This window comes from Rhodanobacter sp. C06 (genome assembly GCF_002001105.1).
Lineage (GTDB): Bacteria > Pseudomonadota > Gammaproteobacteria > Xanthomonadales > Rhodanobacteraceae > Rhodanobacter_A.
In genome coordinates this window covers 88,505-109,468 of the sequence record NZ_MUNP01000058.1, presented here as the reverse complement: position 1 = coordinate 109,468, position 20,964 = coordinate 88,505, and the positions used below count along the sequence as shown (strand labels likewise).

The 20,964-nt window shown below is 69.9% G+C and carries 23 protein-coding genes; 12 read left to right on the top strand and 11 right to left on the bottom strand.

Annotation, left to right across the window (positions count from 1 at the left end):
* Positions 1–63 precede the first annotated feature (63 nt).
* A complete protein-coding gene (locus tag B0E52_RS12165) occupies positions 64–1,281 on the bottom strand; it encodes an efflux RND transporter periplasmic adaptor subunit (RefSeq protein WP_077484102.1) in 1,218 nt (405 codons plus the stop codon).
* Between the two features lie 402 nt (positions 1,282–1,683).
* On the opposite strand from B0E52_RS12165, the gene B0E52_RS12160 reads away from it, so the two are divergent.
* The 6 genes from B0E52_RS12160 (at position 1,684) to B0E52_RS12135 (ending at position 6,964) form a co-directional block, all read left to right on the top strand.
* On the top strand, positions 1,684–2,205 hold the full coding sequence (locus B0E52_RS12160; protein WP_077484101.1) for a c-type cytochrome: 522 nt from the start codon (positions 1,684–1,686) through the stop codon (positions 2,203–2,205).
* Between the two features lie 279 nt (positions 2,206–2,484).
* On the top strand, positions 2,485–3,168 hold the full coding sequence (locus B0E52_RS12155; protein ID WP_077484100.1) for an alpha/beta hydrolase: 684 nt from the start codon (positions 2,485–2,487) through the stop codon (positions 3,166–3,168).
* 52 nt (positions 3,169–3,220) lie between these two features.
* Positions 3,221–3,490, top strand: a complete 270-nt coding sequence (locus tag B0E52_RS12150) for a DUF2845 domain-containing protein (protein ID WP_168174185.1) — start codon at positions 3,221–3,223, stop codon at positions 3,488–3,490.
* Between the two features lie 43 nt (positions 3,491–3,533).
* On the top strand, positions 3,534–4,655 hold the full coding sequence (zapE, locus tag B0E52_RS12145; RefSeq protein ID WP_077484099.1) for a cell division protein ZapE: 1,122 nt from the start codon (positions 3,534–3,536) through the stop codon (positions 4,653–4,655).
* A 91-nt stretch (positions 4,656–4,746) separates the two neighbouring features.
* Positions 4,747–6,537, top strand: coding sequence for a sensor domain-containing phosphodiesterase (locus B0E52_RS12140; RefSeq protein ID WP_077484136.1), 1,791 nt, complete (start codon positions 4,747–4,749; stop codon positions 6,535–6,537).
* 40 nt (positions 6,538–6,577) lie between these two features.
* Positions 6,578–6,964, top strand: coding sequence for a peptidase C13 (locus B0E52_RS12135; protein WP_077484098.1), 387 nt, complete (start codon positions 6,578–6,580; stop codon positions 6,962–6,964).
* 6 nt (positions 6,965–6,970) lie between these two features.
* On the opposite strand, the gene B0E52_RS12130 is transcribed toward B0E52_RS12135, so the two are convergent.
* Positions 6,971–7,525 (bottom strand): DUF1453 domain-containing protein, encoded by a 555-nt coding sequence (locus B0E52_RS12130; protein WP_077484097.1) that lies wholly within the window; start codon positions 7,523–7,525, stop codon positions 6,971–6,973.
* 109 nt (positions 7,526–7,634) lie between these two features.
* Positions 7,635–8,378, bottom strand: coding sequence for a 2,3-diphosphoglycerate-dependent phosphoglycerate mutase (gpmA, locus tag B0E52_RS12125; RefSeq protein ID WP_077484096.1), 744 nt, complete (start codon positions 8,376–8,378; stop codon positions 7,635–7,637).
* 127 nt (positions 8,379–8,505) lie between these two features.
* Between gpmA and B0E52_RS12120 the strand changes: the two genes are divergently transcribed.
* Together B0E52_RS12120 and B0E52_RS12115 are read left to right on the top strand one after the other, a co-directional pair.
* Positions 8,506–9,159 (top strand): hypothetical protein, encoded by a 654-nt coding sequence (locus B0E52_RS12120; protein WP_174575564.1) that lies wholly within the window; start codon positions 8,506–8,508, stop codon positions 9,157–9,159.
* Positions 9,160–9,246: 87 nt separating this feature from the next.
* Entirely contained in the window at positions 9,247–9,468 is a 222-nt protein-coding gene (locus B0E52_RS12115) for a hypothetical protein (protein ID WP_077484094.1), read from the top strand.
* A gap of 10 nt (positions 9,469–9,478) precedes the next feature.
* On the opposite strand, the gene hemF is transcribed toward B0E52_RS12115, so the two are convergent.
* Positions 9,479–10,381 (bottom strand): oxygen-dependent coproporphyrinogen oxidase, encoded by a 903-nt coding sequence (gene hemF / locus B0E52_RS12110; protein WP_077484093.1) that lies wholly within the window; start codon positions 10,379–10,381, stop codon positions 9,479–9,481.
* A 174-nt stretch (positions 10,382–10,555) separates the two neighbouring features.
* Here hemF and B0E52_RS12105 point away from each other — a divergent pair, with 174 nt between their 5' ends.
* Genes B0E52_RS12105 through B0E52_RS12095 form a run of 3 tightly spaced genes read left to right on the top strand, consistent with a single transcriptional unit; the run spans position 10,556 to position 13,307 of the window.
* Positions 10,556–11,752, top strand: a complete 1,197-nt coding sequence (locus B0E52_RS12105; protein WP_174575563.1) for a beta-ketoacyl-ACP synthase — start codon at positions 10,556–10,558, stop codon at positions 11,750–11,752.
* Positions 11,749–12,540: a beta-ketoacyl synthase chain length factor gene (locus B0E52_RS12100; protein WP_077484091.1), complete on the top strand. Its 792-nt coding sequence runs from the start codon at positions 11,749–11,751 to the stop codon at positions 12,538–12,540. Before B0E52_RS12105 ends, B0E52_RS12100 begins: the two co-directional genes overlap by 4 nt.
* The gene (locus B0E52_RS12095) at positions 12,537–13,307 is read left to right on the top strand and encodes a glycosyltransferase family 2 protein (protein ID WP_077484090.1); all 771 of its coding nucleotides are present in this window, start codon (positions 12,537–12,539) and stop codon (positions 13,305–13,307) included. The genes B0E52_RS12100 and B0E52_RS12095 overlap by 4 nt, the downstream gene beginning before the upstream one ends.
* A gap of 71 nt (positions 13,308–13,378) precedes the next feature.
* Here B0E52_RS12095 and B0E52_RS12090 read toward each other — a convergent pair whose 3' ends face one another.
* On the bottom strand, positions 13,379–14,305 hold the full coding sequence (locus tag B0E52_RS12090; protein ID WP_077484089.1) for an acyltransferase: 927 nt from the start codon (positions 14,303–14,305) through the stop codon (positions 13,379–13,381).
* A gap of 13 nt (positions 14,306–14,318) precedes the next feature.
* On the bottom strand, positions 14,319–14,591 hold the full coding sequence (locus B0E52_RS12085) for a phosphopantetheine-binding protein (protein WP_077484088.1): 273 nt from the start codon (positions 14,589–14,591) through the stop codon (positions 14,319–14,321).
* Positions 14,592–14,679: 88 nt separating this feature from the next.
* Between B0E52_RS12085 and B0E52_RS12080 the strand changes: the two genes are divergently transcribed.
* Positions 14,680–15,672: a pteridine-dependent deoxygenase gene (locus tag B0E52_RS12080; protein WP_077484087.1), complete on the top strand. Its 993-nt coding sequence runs from the start codon at positions 14,680–14,682 to the stop codon at positions 15,670–15,672.
* 76 nt (positions 15,673–15,748) lie between these two features.
* On the opposite strand, the gene glmU is transcribed toward B0E52_RS12080, so the two are convergent.
* The 5 genes from glmU to atpG all read right to left on the bottom strand — a co-directional run bounded on the left by glmU (position 15,749) and on the right by atpG (position 20,888).
* The gene (glmU, locus tag B0E52_RS12075) at positions 15,749–17,119 is read right to left on the bottom strand and encodes a bifunctional UDP-N-acetylglucosamine diphosphorylase/glucosamine-1-phosphate N-acetyltransferase GlmU (protein WP_077484086.1); all 1,371 of its coding nucleotides are present in this window, start codon (positions 17,117–17,119) and stop codon (positions 15,749–15,751) included.
* 60 nt (positions 17,120–17,179) lie between these two features.
* Positions 17,180–17,707 (bottom strand): energy transducer TonB, encoded by a 528-nt coding sequence (locus B0E52_RS12070; RefSeq protein WP_254426783.1) that lies wholly within the window; start codon positions 17,705–17,707, stop codon positions 17,180–17,182.
* Positions 17,708–17,931: 224 nt separating this feature from the next.
* The gene (locus B0E52_RS12065) at positions 17,932–18,354 is read right to left on the bottom strand and encodes a F0F1 ATP synthase subunit epsilon (RefSeq protein ID WP_077484084.1); all 423 of its coding nucleotides are present in this window, start codon (positions 18,352–18,354) and stop codon (positions 17,932–17,934) included.
* 100 nt (positions 18,355–18,454) lie between these two features.
* Positions 18,455–19,888 (bottom strand): F0F1 ATP synthase subunit beta, encoded by a 1,434-nt coding sequence (atpD, locus tag B0E52_RS12060; RefSeq protein ID WP_077484083.1) that lies wholly within the window; start codon positions 19,886–19,888, stop codon positions 18,455–18,457.
* An 82-nt stretch (positions 19,889–19,970) separates the two neighbouring features.
* The gene (atpG, locus tag B0E52_RS12055) at positions 19,971–20,888 is read right to left on the bottom strand and encodes a F0F1 ATP synthase subunit gamma (RefSeq protein WP_077484082.1); all 918 of its coding nucleotides are present in this window, start codon (positions 20,886–20,888) and stop codon (positions 19,971–19,973) included.
* Between the last annotated feature and the right edge of the window lie 76 nt (positions 20,889–20,964).

The following is a 20,964-nucleotide window of genomic DNA, read 5'->3' as shown; positions in this document are numbered from 1 at the left end:
CCGCCGCCATGCCGGCGGCGGGTGTCAGGCCGCCGTCACCGTGGCGACGGCGTCCGGGGTTCGTCAGCGGCCGCGGCGACTGCCGCCCTTGCCCTGCTGCTTGGCCTTCTGCAACTCCGCCGTGCTGGGGGCCGGCGGCACTTCGCCGGGCTTGAGCGGGGTGACCTTGCTGCCGGGCTTGAGGCGGAACTGGCCTTCGGTGACCACCTGCTCGCCCACGTTGAGGCCGCTGCCGATCATCACGTGGCTGTCGCCCACCTCGCCGGCCACGACCACCGGCTGCATCTTGACCGTGTTGTCGCCCTGCACCTGGTAGACGTAGTCGCCGTCGGGGCCGCGCTGCACCGCCTCGGCGGGGATCACCAGCGCGCCATCGTCCACGCGCACCTGCAGGCGCACGTTGACGAACTGGCCCGGCCACAGCTCGTTCTTCTCGTTCGGGAACTCCGACTTCAGGCGGAACGTGCCGGTGGTGGTGTCGATCTGGTTGTCGACCACCTTGAGCACGCCGCCGGTGGCCACCGGGTGCGCATCCACGCGATCCAGCGCGGTGACCTGCAACGGCGCCTCCATCTGCGCCTTGCGCACCAGGTCCAGGTTCTGCTCGGGCAGGGTGAACATCACGTTGATCGGGTGCAGCTGGGTCAGCGTGACGATGGTGCTGGCGGTGGTCACCACGTTGCCGGGGTCGACGCCGCGGATGCCGGCGAGGCCGTCGATCGGCGAGCGGATCTGGGTGTAGTCGAGCTGGGTCTTCGCGCTGCTGATCGCCGCGTCGTCGGCCGCCACCGCCGCCTGGTACTGCGTCACGGTGTTGCGCTGGGTGACCAGGTCGGCTTGCGCCACGTACTGCTTGTACTGCGGGCTCTGCGAACGCTGGTAGTTGCTGTGCGCAGTGGCCAGCAGTGCCTGGTCCTGGCTGCGCTTGCTCACCGCCTGGTCGTAGGCGGCCTGGTAGGTGCGCGGGTCGATCTGCGCCAGCAGCTGACCCTTCTTCACCGGCTGGCCCTCGGTGAAGTCGAGGCTCATCAGCTGGCCGCCCACCTGCGGGTTCACCGTGATGGTGTTGAGCGCCTGCACCGTGCCCAGCGCGGTGAGGTAGACCGGCACGTTCTCCTTGACCACCGGCACCACGGTGACCGGCACCGGTGGGGCATTGTCCTTGCCGCCCGCGTCGCCGGGCTTCCCTGCGCCACCGGGCTTGTGCAGCAGGCGCACGGCGACGATGGCCAGCACCACCACCGCGACGACGATCAGCGCGATCTTCCAAAAACGCGACATTGCAGAAAACTCCCGATATGAAAACTGTGCCAGGGTGGAACCCGCGCCGGCGCGGTCCACGGCCGGCTGATGGGGGCCAAGCATAGGTGCAGTGCAACGAAATGGAACAATGCCAGTTGACAGGGGTGGGGCATGACCGATGGCAGGGATGCGCCCGCGTCGCACCGCGGCGCTTGGACAGATGCCGGCCACCACGGTTCCCGACGCGACAGATCGCCGCTGCCGCGAGCTGAAAACTTGCCGGCGGCTTCGTCTATACTCCGGAGCCTTGCACCTGTCCGATTCGCCGCATTGTGCCGCGGCCGTGGCAGGTGCGGGCCCGCGGCAGCCAACCGGCCTGCCGGGCGCCGCAGGGGCCTTCCGGACGAACCACCGACCTGGAGTACATACGTGAGCGGTTCCATGAACGATTCCGACCGGACTTTCGTGCACCAGTTCGCCAAGCTGATCGGCGGACTGGCGGTGCTGACCGTGGTGCTGATCCTGGCCGCGCTGGCGATCTACAGCCACGAACCCAAGGAAACCGACCCGAACGTGCAGGCGCAGGTCGCCGCGCGGCTCGCGCCCGCCGGTGCCGTGTACGCCGGCAACACCGGTCGCGCCGCCATGCAGGCCGCCGCCGATGCCGCGGCCAAGGCCGCCGCCTCGCAGGTCGCCTACGGCGGCACCACCGACGGCAAGGAAATCTATGGCCAGCTGTGCCACAGCTGCCACACCGCCGGTGTCGCCGGCGCGCCCAAGCTGGGCGACAAGGCGATGTGGGCGCCGCGCATCGCCGAAGGCCTGGACACCCTGATCAAGCACGCCACCGACGGCTACCACGGCCCCGACGGCAACTTCATGCCGCCCAAGGGCGGCAATCCCGCACTCACCGATGCGCAGGTGAAGGCCGCGGTCACCTGGATCGTGGGCCAGGCCAAGTAGCAAGAGCCCGCTTCAATGAAGCTCAAGCAAACGCCGCCCCAGGGCGGCGTTTTCGTTCGCCCCCTCGCCCGCTTGCGGGAGAGGGTCGGGGAGAGGGCCCACGCCCGCGAAAGCAAGCACCCCCGCCTCGCAACCCGGCGTAGGTCTGGCTTCAGCCCGACGCGGAAGCTTTACGCGACACGCCGGCTTCGTCGGGATGAATCCCGACCCACGAGTACCGCTGCCCCCACGCCAAGCATGGCGCCGAGGCGGCGGGAAAGCGTCCGCTAGAATGTCCCCATGAACCTCCCCGAACTCCCGCCCAACCCGGCCAGCTTCCCCGCGGAAGCGGCCGCCTTCACGCTCACCGGCCCCGCCGGCGCGCTGGAGTGCATTGGCGACGTGGCCGAGCGCGCGGACGCGCGCCGCGGGGTGGCCGTGGTCTGCCACCCCAACCCCGTGCAGGGCGGCACCATGCACAACAAGGTGGTGACGATGGTGGAACGCGCGCTGCGCGAGTCGGGGCTGGATACGCTGCGCTTCAACTTCCGCGGTACCGGCGCGTCGGAAGGCACGTACGACGACGGCAACGGCGAGAGCGAGGATCTCGCCGGGGTGGTGGCCTGGCTGCGCCGCGTGCGCCCCGGCGACGCGCTGTGGCTGGCCGGCTTCTCCTTCGGCAGCTACGTCACCATCCGCAATGCGGCGCGGCTCAAGGCCGACGCGCTGGTCAGCATCGCGCCGCCGGTGGGGCGTTGGACGATGGGCGACGCCCTGCCCGCCTGCCCGTGGCTGGTGGTGATGGGCGAGGCCGACGAGGTGGTGGAGCCGCAGGCGGTGTTCGACTGGATCGCCGGCATGGACCAGCCGCCCGAGCTGATCCGTATGCCCGAGACCGGCCACTTCTTCCATCGCCGGCTGATGGACCTGCGCGGCGCGGTGAAGCACGCGATCGCCGACTGGCTGCCGCCCGCACGCGGCTGACCTCGCGTCGGTCCGTATAATCGAGCCACCTCCCCAACCCGCGGGTGCTGTCATGAAACGATGGATCGTGCTGGCCGCCGGCCTGCTGCTCGCCTTCCAGGCGCTGGCCGCCGACACCGTGCGCTTCGGCTCCAAGGTGATCACGCTCGGCGACTCGGAGGAGAAGGTGGTGCAGATCGCCGGCGAACCCGTGCGCAAGGTCGAGGTGCAGAACGTCTACGGCGCGCTGCGCGGCTACCGGCTGGATTACGTGCAGGGTCGCAAAACGGTGCAGATCTACGTCGCCCACGGCGAGGTGGTCCACATCAAGGAACTGTTCTGAGCGCATCGCGGCGGCATGGCCCGTCGATGCCGGCAACCGCCGCATGAGCGAAACCCTCTCGCCCGCACCCGGCGTGCGCTACCACGAAGGCGTGGCCGCGCACCGCTGGGAATCCGACCCCGCCCAGCTCGCGGTGCTGCCCGAATTCGACCGCCTGCGGGCCGCGCTGTGCGCCGCGGCGGACGGCAACGGCGGCAGCCTGTTCGGACGGCTGAAGTCGCTGCTCGCCAGCGAACCCGTGCCGCCGCCGCGGGGCCTGTACCTGTGGGGCACGGTGGGGCGCGGCAAGACCTTCCTGATGGACTTGTTCGCCGCCAGCCTGCCGCACGGCATGGCGCTGCGCCGGCACTTCCACCGCTTCATGCAGGAGGTGCACGAGCAGTTGCGCGCGCTGGGCGAGCGCCAGGACCCGCTGGACGAGGTGGCCGCCGGCCTCGCCGCGCGCTGCCGCGTGCTGTGCCTGGACGAATTCCTGGTCGCCGACATTGGCGACGCGATGATCCTCGCGCGCCTGCTGGAAAGCCTGTTCGCGCGCGGCGTGGCGCTGGTCACCACCTCGAACACCGCGCCGGCGAACCTGTACCAGGACGGCCTGCAGCGCGCGCGTTTCCTGCCCGCGATAGCGCTGCTGGAGCGGCACTGCCGCGTGGTCGAGATGGCCTCCTCGCACGACTGGCGCCTGCGCGCGCTGAGCCAGGCTGCGGTGTATTACACGCCGCCCGGCGCGGAGGCGCACCGTGCGCTGGAACGCATCTTCCAGGGCCACGCCCGCGGCGAAATCCATGAAGGCGGCGCGCTGCACGTGAACGGGCGCGACATCCCGCTGCGCAAGCGTGCCGACAACATCCTGTGGTTCGACTTCGCCGCGCTGTGCGAAGGCCCGCGCGCGGTGGCCGACTACATCGCGCTGGCCAAGGCCGGCCCCGCGGTCATCGTCTCCGGCGTGCCGCAGTTCACGATCTACGGCGAGGACGCCGCCAAGCGCTTCGTGCAATTGGTGGACGAGTTCTACGACCGCCACGTGAAGCTGGTGCTCTCCGCTGCGGCGCCGATCACCGAGCTCTACGACGGCGAGCGCCATCGCGCGGAATTCGGCCGCACCGAGTCGCGCCTGATCGAGATGCAGAGCGAGGAATACCTGGCGCTGCCGCACCGCGCCGACTGAGCCCGCGTCCGCAGCACCGATTGCCACGTCGCCGCCGCCGCAGTAGCCTGCCCCGGCGCACGGCATGCGACCGCGCAGGGGGATGGTGAAGATGGGGATCTCGCAGGGTTTGCTCCCGAGCGGGCAGCCCGACGCCGACGTTGTCCCGGTAGCCGCGCCTGCGGCCGAACACCATGCCGTGCCCGGCTTCGAGGCCGTGGCGCGACTGGCCTCCGGCGCACTGGACGTGTCGCTGGTGGCCTTGCTGCTCGCCGACGGCAGCGCCTTCTGGTACACCCCGCCCGGCCAGCCGGATCCGTTGCCGCTGGACGGCGCGCTGCTGGCTGCCTGCCGCGAGGCCGCGCGCCACGGCCAACCCGAGATGGTCGCCGACGCGCGCGCGGATGCCCGCTTCCTGCCCGGCGGCACCGGAACCGTGCCGTCCGCGATCGGCTTCTTCGCCTGCGAACCGGTGTTCGGCCTCGGCGGACGCTTGCTGGGCGCGCTGTGCGTCGCCGACCGTCGTCCGCGCCCGGCACTGCACGCCGGCGCCCACGCCGCCCTGCGCGACGCGGCCTCGCTGGCCAGCACCGGCGCGACGCTGCGCAGCTACCTCAACCGCACCGACCCGGCCACCGGCCTGCCACATCGCGCCGCCTTCTTCGCCGACCTGCGCACGCACCTGCCGGGCGACCACGACACGGCCTGGATCGTCGTCATCGAGGCGGCGCCGGTGGCGCGCTTCAACGCCCTCGTCCGCGCCATGGGCCACGCCTACGCCGACGCGCTGATGCGCGCGATGGCCGAGCGGACGCAAGCGTGGATGACGCCGGACATGCAGCTCTACCAGGTCGGCACGTCACGCGTGGCGGTGCTGCCGGCCGGCCTGCATGATGCGTTGCCCCCCGCGCGGCTGGACGAGCTGGTGGCCATGCTGCGCACCCCGATCGACTGCCTCGGCGTGCCGCTGAGCCTGCAGCCCGGCGTGGGCCTGCTCAAGGTCGAGGCGAACGAATTGCGTGGCGGCGACCCGCTCCGCCGCGTGATGAGCGCCTCGCATGTCGCGCAGGACAGTGGACGCGGCTGGGCCGTGTACGACCACCGCCAGGACGAGCGCCAGCGGCAGGAGTTCTTCCTGGTCACCGAGCTGGCGGCCGCGCTGTCCGAACGCGCCGAACTGGAGCTGTACTACCAGCCACGCGTGGACCTGGCCAGCGGACGCTGCGTGGCACTGGAGGCGCTGGCGCGCTGGCGCCATCCCACCCTGGGCGCGATCTCGCCCAGCGTGTTCGTACCGCTGGCCGAGCAGGCCGGCCTGATGCGCACGCTGACCGACTGGGTGATCGACCATGGCCTCGCGCAACTGGCCGCGTGGCTGCGCGACGGGCTCGACCTGCGGCTGTCGCTCAACGTCTCCAGCATTGACCTGGACGCCATGCTGGAAACGCGCCTTGCCGCGGCGGCGCGGCGCCACGGCGTGCCGCTGAGCCGGCTGGAGCTGGAGTTCACCGAGAGCGTCGCGATCCACCACGACGAACTCACCCGCTTCGTGCTCGACGCGCTGCGCGAGGCCGGCGTGGGCATCGCCATCGACGACTTCGGCATCGGCTACAGCAACCTCGACGCGTTGCGCCGGATACCGGCCACCAGCCTGAAGATCGACCAGTCGCTGGTGCGCGCCCTGGACACCCGCGCGCAAGACGCCGCCATCGTGCGTTCGATGGCGGCGCTGGGCCACGATCTCGGCTTCCGCGTGGTGATGGAGGGCGTGGAGACCGCATGCGTGATGGCGGCGGTGCGCGACATGTACTGCGACGAGGTGCAGGGCTTCCACATCGCCCACCCGCTGCCGGGCGCTGCCGTGACCGGCTGGTTGCGCGGGCATGCCGCGCGCGGCACATGAGCTGCTAAGGTCCCGGCAATCCCGCCGCCGGAAGCTCGCCATGCCTGTCGCCCTCGCCTTTGCCCTGCTGCTCGGCGGAACACCGGCAAACCCGAACGACGCTTTCGAAACGCGCGTGCATGCGGCAAAGATGGCCGAGGCCGCCGCCACCGGACCGGCCTACCAGAAGGCGCTGTGGGGCAAGATCGGCAACCCCACCACCGACGCCTACAAGGGCTGCATGGCCGGCGACGCGGCGACCGGCAAGTCGCCGTTCACCCTGGTGCTGGACGTGGACGCGCAGGGCAAGCCGCACGGCATCATCGTGCAGCCGGCCACGCCGGTCGCCGCCTGCATGGCCGGCCAGTTCGCCACCTGGACGTTTCCCCTGCCGCCGGCCTCGCCGAAACCCTATCCGCTGGAGATCGACTTCAGCGTCGGGCGCTGAACCGGTTCAGGCAGCGGCCGCGGAACGCGACTGCTGGTAGCGCCGGTGGTGCACCAGCAGGCCGGCGTAGTAGACGATGTAGTAGCCCACCAGCAGGCCGATCACCAGCATCGTCAGCGGGCTGGACTGGTAGCCCATCTGCATGCTCGTGCCGGGGGGCGCGCTGGCGGCCAGCGCCTCGGCGTGCTGCATCTGCGGCCACAGTACCAGGAAGCGCCATGCCAGCCGGCCCAGCAGCAGCGCGGTGAGCACGGCGCCGATCCAGGGGTTCGGCAGGTAGCAGTCGCCCTTCAGCGGATCGGTCTCGAAGCGGGTCAGGCGCAGGCCGACGAAACCCAGCGCCGCGCCGATCACCGCGCCGCCCAGCACGCCCTCGGCGAGTCGGATGTCCTGCAGGCCACTCAGCATCAGCAGGCCGCCGATCACGGCGAAGATCACGATGCGCGCGGTCATCCGCTTGCGCCGGATCGGCTGGCGGCCGAACTGGCGGCTGATCCGCCGCCATACCATCAGGACCATCAGCGGCACGATGATCGCGTAGGTCATCAGGTCGGGAGACATGCTCGGCGCATCCGGCGGGAAGGATGCGCGCAGCCTAACCGAGGTACGCGCGCCGCGCGATTGACGCGGAGCCGCCATCGCGCATGACAGCTGTCATGCGCGGAGGCTCTTACTTCGCCTTGCCCTGGTTGGCGACCGCGGCCATCTTCGCCTCGATCGCGGCGGCGTCGCCGAGGTAGTAGCGCTTCAGCGGCTTCAGGTCGGCGTCGAACTCGTACACCAGCGGCACGCCGTTCGGGATGTTCATCTCCACGATGTCGGCGTCGGAGATGCCGTCGAGGTACTTCACCAGCGCGCGCAGCGAGTTGCCGTGCGCGGCCACCACCACGCGCCGGCCGGCCTTGATCGCCGGCGCCAGCACTTCGTGCCAGTACGGCAGCACGCGGGCCACGGTGTCCTTCAGGCACTCGGTGTCGGGAATCTGCGCGGGCGCCAGCGCGGCGTAGCGCGGGTCGTGCACCGCCTCGTTCTCGCCGCGCTCCAGCGGCGGTGGCGGGATGTCGTAGCTGCGCCGCCACACCTTCACCTGCGCGTCGCCGTACTTCGCCGCGGTCTCGGCCTTGTTGAGGCCGGTGAGCGCGCCGTAATGGCGCTCGTTGAGGCGCCAGTCGGTGTGCACCGGCAGCCACGACATCTCCATCGCGTCGAGCACGCCCCACAACGTGTGCACCGCGCGCTTCAGCACCGAGGTGTGCGCCACGTCGAACGCATAGCCCTCGCGCTTCAGCAGTTCGCCCGCTTCGCGCGCCTCCTCGGCGCCCAGCGCGGTGAGATCCACGTCGGCCCAGCCGCTGAAGCGGTTGTCGAGGTTCCACTGCGACTGGCCGTGGCGGATCAGGACGAGCTTGTGCATGGCGTGGATTCTCGGCGGGGAAGTCAGGAATGGTAGCGGCAGGCGCCGCCCCTGCCAAAGGTCACATCAACCGTTTGCCCCCACGATGCATCACAGTCCCTGCCATCCCATGAACCGGAGTCCCGTCATGCGCCGCATCCTGCTTGCACTCGCCCTCCTCCTGCCGCTGGCGGCCGTCGCCGCGGACAACGACATCGACAAGGTCAACGGCAGCGTGCAGGTGGACGCCGGCCAGCATGCCGGCGACGTCAGCTCGGTGAACGGCAGCGTGCACGTCGGCGATCACGCGGTGGTGCAGAAGGCCAGTACCGTCAACGGCTCGGTGGATCTCGGTGCGCAGGCCCGCGCCGGCGAACTGGGCACCGTCAACGGCGCGATCCGGCTCGCCGCCGGCAGCCAGGTCGACGGCAAGGTCGAGGCCGTCAATGGCGCCATCACCCTGGCGCAGGGCGCGCAGGTGAGCGGCCATCTCTCCAACGTCAACGGCGCGATCACCCTGGACGCCGCCCACGTCGCCGGCGGCCTCGAAACCGTGGCCGGCGACATCACCGTGGGTGCCGGCTCGCATGTCGAGGGCGGCATCCTGGTCGACCAGCCGCACAACAACGGCTGGTTCCGCTGGGGCAGCGAGCGCAAGCCGGTGATCGTGATCGGCCCGCACGCGGTGGTGCAGGGCACGCTGGAGTTCCGCCGCGAGGTGGTGCTCAAGGTCAGCGACAGCGCGCAGATCGGCCCGGTGAAAGGGGCCACGGCGGAGAAGTTCAGCGGCGCCGCGCCGTAAGCCACGGCCCGGCATTCGTCGCCACAACGGGACATCCCCGAACCATTGCCGCAAGCCATCGTCCGGATGGCTCGTCCGGAGCTCGCCATGAACACCCGTATCCTCGCCGCGACCATCGTCGTCGCGGTGCTGGCCGGCTGCGCCGGCACACCTCTGAACCGCGTCGCGTTGCGCCAGCACGCCGAACGCAGCTGCCGCGTACAGGCCACCGTGTCGAAGGCCCATGCCATCGACAGCACGGGCGTCAGCATGCGCAGCGTCGCCTATATCCGCTGCCTGCGCGCCGCGGGTTTCAGGGCAGAAGCCTGAGACGAGCCGGCTACACCCAGTCGTGCGGCTGCAGGTATTCCGCCAGACGTGCCTCGGCGGAGCCAGGTTCCGGCTGGTACGCATACTCGAAGCGCACCCGCGGCGGCAGGCTCATCAGGATGGATTCCGTGCGACCGCCCGACTGCAGGCCGAACAGCGTGCCGCGGTCGTAGACCAGGTTGAACTCCACGTAGCGGCCGCGGCGGTACAGCTGGAACTCGCGCTCGCGTTCGCCATACGGGGTGTCGCACCGGCGCGCGGCGATTGGCAGCCAGGCGTCGAGGAAACCCTGGCCCACGGCCTTGGTGAAATCGAGGCAGCGCTCGAAACCGCCTTCGTCGAGGTCGTCGTAGAACAGGCCGCCCACGCCACGCGTCTCGTCGCGGTGCTTCAGGTAAAAGTATTCATCGCACCACCGCTTGTAGCGCGGATAGGTGTCCGCGCCGAACGGCGCACACAGGTCGCGCGCTACCGTGTGCCAGTGCACCACGTCCTCGTCGAACGGGTAGTACGGGGTGAGGTCGAAGCCGCCGCCGAACCACCACACCGGCTCCACGCCCGGCTTGCTGGCCTCGAAGTAGCGCACGTTCGCGTGCGTGGTCGGCACGTAGGGATTCTTCGGATGCAGCACCAGCGACACGCCGGTGGCGATGAAGCTGCCGCCGGCGAGCTCCGGCCGATGCGCAGTGGCGCTGGGTGGAAGTTGATTGCCGCTGACGCGCGAGAAATTCACGCCGGCCTGCTCGAGCAGCGCGCCGTCGCGCAGCACCCGGGTGCGCCCGCCGCCGCCCGCCGCGCGGGTCCAGGCGTCCTCGACGAAACGCGCCGAACCGTCCAGCCGCTCCAGTTCGGCGCAGATGCGGTCCTGCAATTCGCGCAGGAAGGTTTCGGCGCGGTCGGCTTGTTCGCTCATCGCGGTGACTCCGTTGATATCGGTGCGAGCTTAGCAAGAGCGGTTGCCGTCACCGCTGCGACGAGGCGTCGCGCGGGCTTGCCCGGGATCAGGAGCGCACCGCAGCTGAACGCACCTGCGCCGCCTGCGACATGCAAGCTAGGCACCGCGGAAGGCGCTCGCTAGGCTGGCGCGATGACGACACCGATGCGCCCGCTCGCGGTCAGCGCCTGCACGGTCAGCTCCGCGCTCGGTCGCGGGCTGCAAGCCCAGCACGACGCGCTGCGGCTCGGCCGCGGCGGCCTGCGCGCCAACGATTTCGGCAGCGCGCCGCGGCTGGGCTGGGTCGGCCGCGTCGACGGCCTGGAAACCACGGCGCTGCCGCCAGCACTCGCCGACTGGGATTGCCGCAACCACCGTCTCGCCTGGCTGGGCCTGCAGCAGGACGATTTCCTCGACCGCGTGCACGCGGCGCGCGCACGCTACGGCGTGCGCCGCGTGGCGCTGTTGTTGGGTACCTCCACCGCCAGCATCGGCGCCACCGAGGAGGCCTATCGCCGGCTCGACGCCGATGGTCGTTTCCCCGCCGATCTGCGCCGCCCCGCGCTGCATGCGCCGGATTCGCTGAGCGCGTTTGCCGCCGCCGCGCTGGCGCTGGCAGGCCCCTGCCTCACGATCTCCACCGCCTGCTCGTCCAGCGCCAAGGTGTTCGCCAGCGCCGCGCGCCTGCTCCAGCTCGATCTCGCCGACGCGGCGGTGGTCGGCGGCGTGGACAGCCTCTGCGACAACGTGCTGTTCGGCTTCAACGCGCTGGAACTGATCGCGCCCACCGCCTGCCGCCCGTTCGACACCGGGCGCGACGGCATCTCGATCGGCGAGGCAGCCGGCTTCGCGCTGCTGGAACGTGTCGAGGCCGCGCCGCGGGCGCCGCGCCTGCTCGGCTACGGCGAGGCCAGCGATGCCTGGCACATGTCCTCGCCGCACCCCGAGGGCCAGGGCGCGGAGCTGGCGCTGGACGCGGCACTGGCCCGTGCCGGCCTGGCCGCCGCGCAAGTCGACTACGTGAACCTGCACGGCACCGCCAGCCGGCAGAACGACGCGATGGAAGCCGCGTTGCTGGCGCGCCGTTTCCCTGCGAGCACGCGCGCGAGTTCGACCAAGGGCTTTACCGGCCACACGCTGGGCGCGGCGGGCATCGTCGAGGCCACGATTGCGCTGCAGGCGATCGAGCACGATTTCGTGCCCGGCAACCTCGGCGCCGCCACGCCCGATCCCGCTTGCGGGCCGCAGTTCGCTTGGCAAGACGAAACGCGATGCGTGGACGTGGCGCTCAGCAATTCTTTCGGCTTCGGCGGCAACAATGCCTGTCTCGTGTTCGGGCGCTCGCCATGAAGCCACTGGATCTGTTCGTCGAGGGCATCGGGTTGTGGTCGCCGCAGTTCGCGGACTTCGCCGCCTTGCGCGCCCGACTCAATGGCGACGCGCCTGTCGCACCCGCCGCGCCGACCTCCGCGCTGCTGCCCGCGAACGAACGCCGCCGTGCACCGGAGAGCGTGCGGCTCGCAGTGGAAGTCGCCGGCCAGGCGCTGGCGATGAGCGGGCGTGACCCCGCCACGCTGGCCTGCGTGTTCGCCTCGGCGCACGGCGACCAGGCGATCACCGACGCGATCTGCGCCACGCTGGCGCGCGCGCCGGCCGAGCTCTCGCCCACCCGCTTCCACCATTCCGTGCACAACGCGCCGGCCGGCTACTGGACCATCGCCACCGGCTGCCGCGCGCCGTCCAGCGCGGTCTGTGCCGGCGCCCGCAGCTTTGCCGCCGCATTGCTGGAAGCATCCACCCAGGCGCTGGCCGAACGGCGCCCGGTGCTGCTGGCGTGCAGCGACATCGCGGGGCGCGGCCCGCTGCTGGAAATGACCGGCTGCGACCGCGCCTTCGGCTGTGCGCTGCTGCTGGCGCCGGAAGCGGGTACGACCACGCTGGCGCGGCTGCGGCTGGAACTGCCGGCGGATCACGCCTCGTCGACGCCGCCGCCCGCTACGCTGCCCGATGCGGCGGTTGGCAATCCCGCCGCCGCCGCGCTGCCGCTGCTGGCACTGCTGGCCGGAGCCGGCGGCCGCTGCCGGCTCGAACTCGCCGCCGCGCTGGACCTGCTGATAGCCGTGGAGCCCGCTGCGTGAACCCTGCCCTGCCCCGCTGGTGCGTGCTGATCCCCTGCCTCGACGAGGAGGCGGCGATCCGCGGCGTGGTCGAGTCGGTACTGGCTCTGAACGTCCCCGTCATCGTGGTCGACGACGGCTCGGACGACCGCACGCCGGAGATCCTGGCCACGCTGCCGGTGACGGTGCTGCGCCACGAGCAGCGCCAGGGCAAGGGCCAGGCGCTGCGCGACGGTTTCCGCGAGGCGCTGCGCCAGGGCTACGAAGCGGTGCTGACGATGGATGGCGACGGCCAGCACCTGGCGGCCGACATCCCGCGCATCGCCGCCGCCGCCGCCGCGTATCCCGGCCAACTGGTGATAGCCGCGCGCCTGCTCGACAAGGCGCAGCAGCCGAAGGCGCGCCGCCGCGCGAACGCGTTCGCCGACTGGGGCATTTCCTGGGGCTGCGGCCAGCCGGTGGCGGATACCCAGAGCGGCCAGCGCTGGTATCCGCGCGCCGCGCTGGACCTGGTCGACCTGCCGGCGCAGAACTTCGTGTTCGAGGCGGCGATCCTGATCGCGGCCTCGCGCGAGCTGGGCATGGGCGTGGTCGCGGTGCCGATCGCTTCGCGCTATCCGCCCGGCGCGCGCGCCAGCCACCTGCGGCCGGTGCGCGATACCTTGCACATCACCGCCTACACCGTGGGCCGCGTATTCCACTACGGCCGCATGGCGGAAAGCTACCGGCGCTCGCACACCGCGCCGCGGGTGATCGAGGGCACGCACGACCCGCTGGTCAGCGCGTAGGAGCGCACCCTGTGCGCGATTGCTTTTGGCTCCGGTCGAAGCGCCAGAGCATTCGCGCACAGGGTGCGCTGCTACAGAGATGCAGAACCGTCGGCGGGCCGCTGCCAGAAATCGTGGAAGTTGAACCAGTTGTACGGTGCCACCCGCACGTAATGCTCCAACCGCTGCGCGTAACGCGTCAGCAGCGCGTCCAGCGCCGGGCCGCGCGTCTCGCGCGGAATCTCCACGCGCTCGGCGAACGGCTCGAACACCAGCCGGTAGCGGTTGCCGCCCAGGTACAGGCCGAAGCACAGCAGCACCGGTACCTTGAGCGCGTTCGCCAGCAGCCACGGTCCCACCGGCAGCGGCGCCGGTGCACCGAGGAAATCCACCGCGCGCTGCGCTTCGTGCTCGCCCGCGCGGTCGGCCAGCAGCGCCACCATCGCGCCCTGCCGGCAGGCTTCGGCGGCGGCCAGCACCACATTGGCGCCGCCTTGCGCGGCGTCGATCACCGCCGCGCCCACCTCCGGCGCCAACGCCTCCAGCAGCTCGGTCATCGCCGGCGTCTTGCTCTTGTCCAGCACCACGCGCAACGGTACGTCGGGACGCCGAGCGCCGAGCGCGCGCAAGGCCTCGAAGCTGCCCTGGTGCGAACCGACCAGCAGCACGCCGCGGCCTTCGGCGATGCGCCGTTCCAGCTCCGCCAGTCCTTCGATCTCGATCGCGAAGCCGCGTTCGCCGTGCGCGAGCAGGAAGATCCGGTCCAGCGTGGTGACTGCGTAAGCGTGGAACTGGCGCAGCATCGGCCACGGGCCGGGCGCATGCCCGAACACCTGCGTGAGGTATTGCCGCGAGGCGCGCCGCTCGGCGCCGCGGCGCAGGAAGAAATACAGCGTCACGGGATACATCAGCAACCGGCAGAAACGGCGGCCGCCGTGCAGCGCCAGCAGCCGGATCACCCGGTACGCGAAGCGGCTGCCGCCTTCGCGATGCTGGCGCCAGTGCGTGGCCTCGCTCATGCCGCAGGCGGCTTCAGCCGGGCGCGCGATGCGCTTCGACGAACGCGCTCAAGCCGCGCAAGCTGGCGAAGATGTGCTGGTTCTCGGGATGGTCCGAGCGCAGCTGGAAGCCGTAGCGTTTGGACACCGCCAGTGCGATCTCCAGCGCGTCGATCGAATCGAGCCCCAGCTCGCCACCGAACAGCGGCGCGTCCGGATCGATCTTCGCGGGATCGACCGTTTCGAGGTTCAGGCTTTCCACGATCAGGGTGGCCAGCTCGTGCTGGGCAGGAGTCAATTCGGCCATGTGCGCGGAAGCTCGGGAAACGTCGTCGAAACAGTGTAAAGCGACGGCGAAGTGTAACATGGGGCTCTTGTCTTGACCGGTTGGAAGCATGATCGAGGGTTGTGAAAACCGGCTGGCCGAACCCGGCCTGACGCGTGCTCCACGCATCGCCTATCGCAGCAGCAATGCCGCCGCCCTGCTGGCCGAGCCCGGCACGCTGGCGGTGTTCGGCTTCGGCGGCCACGCTGCGGACATCGACGACCCGCGTTGGCTGCGCGTACCGCTGGAAGCCTTCGACGCCCCCGCATCGCTGGAAGCATGGCAGGTCGACGGACCGGTGCAGCACGGTCGCCACGGTGCGTTGCGCTGGTCGGCCGGCGGGGGCTGGTTGTACGCCGCGCTGGAACTGGATGAACGCGAACACGGCGGCCCCGCGGGTGCGGCCCGCGTCGCCTACATGCAGCTGCGCGAGTTCATCCACGGCCGCGACGAACGCCAGGTGCTGCGCCTCTGGAACTACCAGGGCGCGATCAACCAGGGCGACGGCGACACCGAGCGCTACAAGCTGTTCTGCGACGGCCGCGCCGAGGGTTGCGGCGACTGGTTCGCCAATGGCTACCCCGCCGCCACCGCGATCGGCCATCACGGCGATCCGCATCTGCTGCAGGTCTACCTGCTCGCCAGCGCGCACGCCGGCACCACGGTGGAGAATCCGCGCCAGGTCAGCGCCTGGCGCTACCCGCGCCAGTACGGCCGCACCGCCCCCGGCTTCGCCCGCGCGATGCGCCTGCCCGCGCAGGACGCGCTGGCGATCTCCGGCACCGCCGCCGTGGTGGGCCACGCCTCCGCCCACGCAGGCGACACGGTGGCGCAGCTCGACGAGATCCTGATCAACCTCGAAGCGCTGCTTGCCAGCGCCGGCATGCCCGCCGGCTTCGACACTCACGCGCCGCTGAAAGCCTACGTGCGCCACCCCGCCGACGCGCCGCGCGTACGCGAACGGCTGCAGCAGCACCTGCCCGGCGTGCCGGTGCTGCTGCTGCACGGCGATGTCTGCCGCAGCGAGCTGCTGGTGGAGCTGGACGGCTGGCGCTACGCCTAGAGCGAGGAGTGAGCAGCGAGAGAAGGGCTGAAGCGCGCCGCGCCGTTGCCTTCTCTCACTCCTCACTCCTATTCACTCACTTCTGCTTCACCGGCCGCTGCCAGCCTGCCAGCGTCAGTTGGCGCCCGCGCGCGATGGTGAGCTCGCCCGCGGGCGCGTCGCGGGTGATCACCGAGCCGGCGCCGATGGTGGCCTGCGCGCCGATCGTCACCGGCGCCACCAGCGCGGCGTTGGAGCCGATGAAGGCGCCGTCCCCGATGTGGGTGACGAACTTGTTCACGCCGTCGTAGTTGCAGGTGATGGTGCCGGCGCCCACGTTGACGCCGCGGCCGATCACGGTGTCGCCAAGGTAGCTGAGGTGATTGGCCTTGCTGTTCTCGCCGATGCGGGTCTTCTTGGTCTCGACGAAGTTGCCCACGTGCACGCCGGCGTCCAGTTCGGTGCCGGGGCGCAGCCGCGCGAACGGGCCGATCGTGCAGGGGCCGTGGGTGACCACGCCTTCCAGGTCGCAATGCGCCTGTACCACGGTGCCGGCGGCGAGACGCACGTCCTTCAGGCGAGTGAACGGGCCCACGCGCACTGCGTTGCCGAGACCCACCTCGCCTTCGAGGATCACGTCGATGTCCAGTTCCACGTCGTGGCCGGCGTTCACCGCGCCGCGCACGTCGATGCGCGCAGGATCGGCGAGCCGGACGCCGGCCCGCATCAGCGCGTCCGCAGCGCGCCGGCGGTATTCGGTTTCGAGCGTCGCGAGCTGCAGGGCATCGTTCGCGCCGGATGCTTCCACCGGATCGCTGCATTCAACGCTGAGCGCGGGGCGCTTTTCCTCGTTCGCCATCGCGAAGATGTCGGTGAGGTAGTACTCGCCCTGTGCATTGTCACGGTCGAGCCCGGCAATCCACACCCGCAGTGCGGCGGCGGGCGCGACCAGGATGCCGGTGTTGACCAGGTCGATCGCGCGCTGCTCGTCGTCGGCGTCCTTTTCCTCGATCACGCAACGCACGTGGCCGTTGCCGTCGCGCAGCACGCGGCCGTAGCCGTGCGGCTCGGCCACGCGGATCGCCAGCAGGCCGAAGCCGCCTTCCACCTGCGCCAATTCGCGCAGGGTCTCCGTGCGGGTCAGCGGCACGTCGCCGTACAACACCAGCACCTGCGCCGCGTCGGGCACCCCGGGCAGCGCCTGCTCCACCGCGTGGCCGGTGCCGAGGCGCTCGGCCTGCAGCACCCAGTGCAGATCCTTGTTGCCCGTGAACGCGGCCCGCACCTGGTCGCCACCGTGGCCGTACACCACGTGGATCGCCGCCGGCTGCAGCGCTCGCGCGGTGGCCAGCACGTGCGCCAGCAGCGGCCGCCCGGCCAGCGGCATCAGCACCTTGGGGCGCACGGATTTCATGCGCGTGCCAGCGCCGGCGGCGAGGACGATGACGTGGAGCGGGGCCTGGCTCATGCGGGTCTGCCCTGACGTGGAGAATCCGCGGAGTCTATCAGCCCCCTGCCGGACGCCGGCTCAACCCTGCGCCGGCACGGACATCACCGTCGCCTTGCCGGCGTGGCACTCGAAGCGGAACGCGTAGCTCAGGCTGAACGGCTTGGTCTTGCTGTCCACCGCGTGGGTGTTGCCGTCCGCGTCCGCGGCCCAGTGGTTGATGCGCAACGGGTTGAACTCCCATTGGAGCACTGCCGCGCGCACGGCGGCGTAGAACGACGGACTGCGCGACGCGGCCGACACTTCGTCCGTCGACAGATCACGCACGTCGCTGACCTTGCCCTCCTCGTCCACGATCACCTGCACCCGCACCTCTTGCACCGGCGGGCAGGCCGCGAGCTGTTCCGGTGGATACACCGGCGTCACGCGCCGAAACGGCGTGGCACCCGTGGCGGTGTCACCCATCGCCAGCTGGTAATGCGCCACGTAGCCGTCGTCCAGCATCCGGTAGCTGGCCGAGCCTTCGTTCGGCGCTCTCGCAGGCGGCGCAGCAACGGTGGCACAAGCCGCCACGCCCAGCACGACCATGCCCGGAGCCAGCAACCTCATGCGCGCCATCACGACCCTCTCCATCCGGCGAGTGTCGGCAACGCTATCAAATTACATACGTAATTTGAAGCACCGATCGTATAGATGATTACCGGACACGAAAACGCCGGCGCAAGGCCGGCGCTCTTTCCGCAATACTCATAAAAGCGACCGCTTCATCCCTGAGTGCGGCCATGGATGGCCGCTTCTTGATCCTGCCCTGCGCTCACGGACGAGCGCACAGACTAATGCTTGAGGTTTTTCCGCAGCCGCTCCAGCGCCTGCAGCTGGGCCATCGCCTGGGCCAGCTTGGCCTGCGCCTCGGACACTTCCAGCGCGTCGGTGCGGTTGGCCAGCGCGTCCTCGGCTTCCTTCTTCGCGCGCTGCGCGGCGGCCTCGTCGAGGTCGGCGGCGCGGATCGCGGTGTCGACCAGCACGGTGACCACCTGCGGCTGCACCTCGAGAATGCCGCCGGAGATGTAGAACTGCTGGCGCTCGCCCGCAGTCAGCACCACGTCGATATGGCCCGGCTTGAGGCGGGTGATCAGCGGCGCGTGGCGCGGCGTGATGCCAAGCTCGCCCAGCTCGCCGGTGGCGACGAGCATCGTGGCCTCGCCGGAGAAGATCTCGGCTTCGGCGCTGACGATGTCGACTCGGAGGGTGGTCATGGTTGCTTACTCGTCACGTTCGCGGGAAACGATGGGTGGGGGAAAACAGGCTCAAGTCGCGGCAATGTCGCCGGCTCGCGCCTGCTCTCGCGAAAGCCGCTTAAGCGGCTTTCTTGGCGCCCATCTCCTCGCCCTTCTTGATCGCCTCGTCGATGCCGCCGACCATGTAGAACGCCTGCTCGGGCAAGTGGTCGACGTCGCCCTCCACGATCATCTTGAAGCCGCGGATGGTTTCCTTCAGCGACACGTACTTGCCCGGCGCGCCGGTGAACACCTCGGCCACGTGGAACGGCTGGCTGAAGAAGCGCTCGCACTTGCGCGCGCGCGCCACCACCTGCTTGTCTTCCTCGGACAGCTCGTCCATGCCGAGGATCGCGATGATGTCCTTCAGTTCCTTGTAGCGCTGCAGCATGCCCTGCACGCGACGGGCCACTTCGTAGTGCTCGGTGCCCACCACCTGCGGATCGAGCTGGCGGCTGGTGGAGTCCAGCGGGTCCACCGCCGGGTAGATGCCCAGCGAGGCGATCTGGCGCGACAGGGTCACGGTGGAGTCCAGATGCGCGAAGGTGGTGGCCGGCGACGGGTCGGTGAGATCGTCCGCGGGCACGTACACGGCCTGGATCGAGGTGATCGAACCGGTCTTGGTCGAGGTGATGCGCTCCTGCAGCACGCCCATCTCGTCGGCCAGGGTCGGCTGGTAGCCCACCGCCGACGGCATGCGGCCGAGCAGCGCGGACACTTCGGTGCCGGCCAAGGTGTAGCGATAGATGTTGTCGACGAAGAACAGCACGTCCTTGCCCTTGCCGGACGCGTCCTTCTGGTCGCGGAAGTATTCGGCCATGGTGAGGCCGGTCAGCGCCACGCGCAGGCGGTTGCCCGGCGGCTCGTTCATCTGGCCGTAGACCATCGCCACCTTGGACTCGGGCAGGTTGTCCAGCTTCACGACGCCCGCGTCCTGCATCTCGTGGTAGAAGTCGTTGCCTTCGCGGGTGCGCTCGCCCACGCCGGCGAACACCGACAGGCCCGAATGCTGGGTCGCGATGTTGTTGATCAGCTCCAGCATGTTCACCGTCTTGCCCACGCCGGCGCCGCCGAACAGGCCGACCTTGCCGCCCTTGGCGAACGGGCAGACCAGGTCGATCACCTTGATGCCGGTTTCCAGCAGCTCGTTGGCCAACGCTTGGTCGGCATACGACGGCGCCTCGCGGTGGATCACCCAGCGATCCTCGGCGTTGATCGGGCCGACCTCGTCGATCGGGTTGCCGAGCACATCCATGATGCGGCCCAGGGTGGCGTTGCCCACCGGCACCTTGATGCCTTCGCCGGTATTGCGGGCCACGAGGCCACGCTTCATGCCGTCGGTGGAACCCAGCGCGATCGTGCGCACCACGCCGTCGCCCAGCACCTGCTGCACTTCCAGCGTGATCTCGGTGCCGTCGATCTTCAGCGCGTCATACACCTGCGGCACCTGATCGCGCGCGAACTCGACGTCGATGACCGCGCCGATGATCTGAACAACTTTGCCCTGGCTCATGGATGTGCTCCGGATGGATCTTTAGTGTCTGTTGCGGCGCCGCTTCGCGTCGCCATGAATTCTTTCTTGAGAGCAGCTGCGGTCAAACCGCAGCGGCTCCTCCGACGATCTCGCTGATTTCCTGCGTGATCGCCGCCTGCCGGGTCTTGTTGTAGACCAGGGTCAACGTGTCGATCACCTTGTTCGCGTTGTCCGACGCGCTCTTCATCGCGACCATGCGCGCGGCGTGCTCGCTGGCGAGGTTCTCCAGCACGCCCTGGTACACCACCGACTCGATGTAGCGGCCCAGCACGTGCTCCAGCACGGTCTGCGCGTCGGGTTCGTAGATGTAGTCCCAGTCGTGGGCCTGCTCCAGCTTGATGCCGGCATACGCCGACTCGCCGGCCGCCTGGTGCGCTTCCATTTCCGCGGCCACCAGCGGCAGCGGCAGCAGCGCGTCGATGGTCGGCTTCTGCGTCATGGTGTTGACGAAGTCGTTGTAGGCGAGGAACACGCGGTCCAGCGCGTTCGCCGAATAGGCGTCCAGCACCACCTTGATCACGCCGATCAGCTGCTCCAGCTTCGGCCGCTCGCCGAGGTGCGTGGTGCTGCCGGCCAGGTTCACGCCCTTGATGCGACGGAAGAACTGCAGCGCCTTCTGGCCGATCGCCACCACGTCGACCTGCACGCCCTTGTCCTGCCACTCGCGGATCGCGGGCAGCAGGCGGCGGAACATGTTGGAGTTCAGGCCGCCGCACAGGCCGCGGTCGGTGGACACCACGATGTAGGCCACCCGCGCCACGTTCTCCCGCTCGACCAGGAACGGATGCTTGAAGTCGGTGCTGGCCTGGGCCACGTGCGCGATCACCTTGCGCATCGAACGCGCATAGGGACGCGAGGCCTTCATCAGATCCTGCGCCTTGCGGATCTTCGAGGCCGAGACCATTTCGAGCGCGCGCGTCACCTTGCGCATGTTCTGCGTGCTCTTGATCTTGGTTTTGATTTCGCGTCCGCTGGCCATCTATTTCGCTCGCTGTGCTCGCTCGGGGAACGGGGTCTGGGGAACGGGGTGGTGGCGCTCCCTGCTCCCCGCTGCT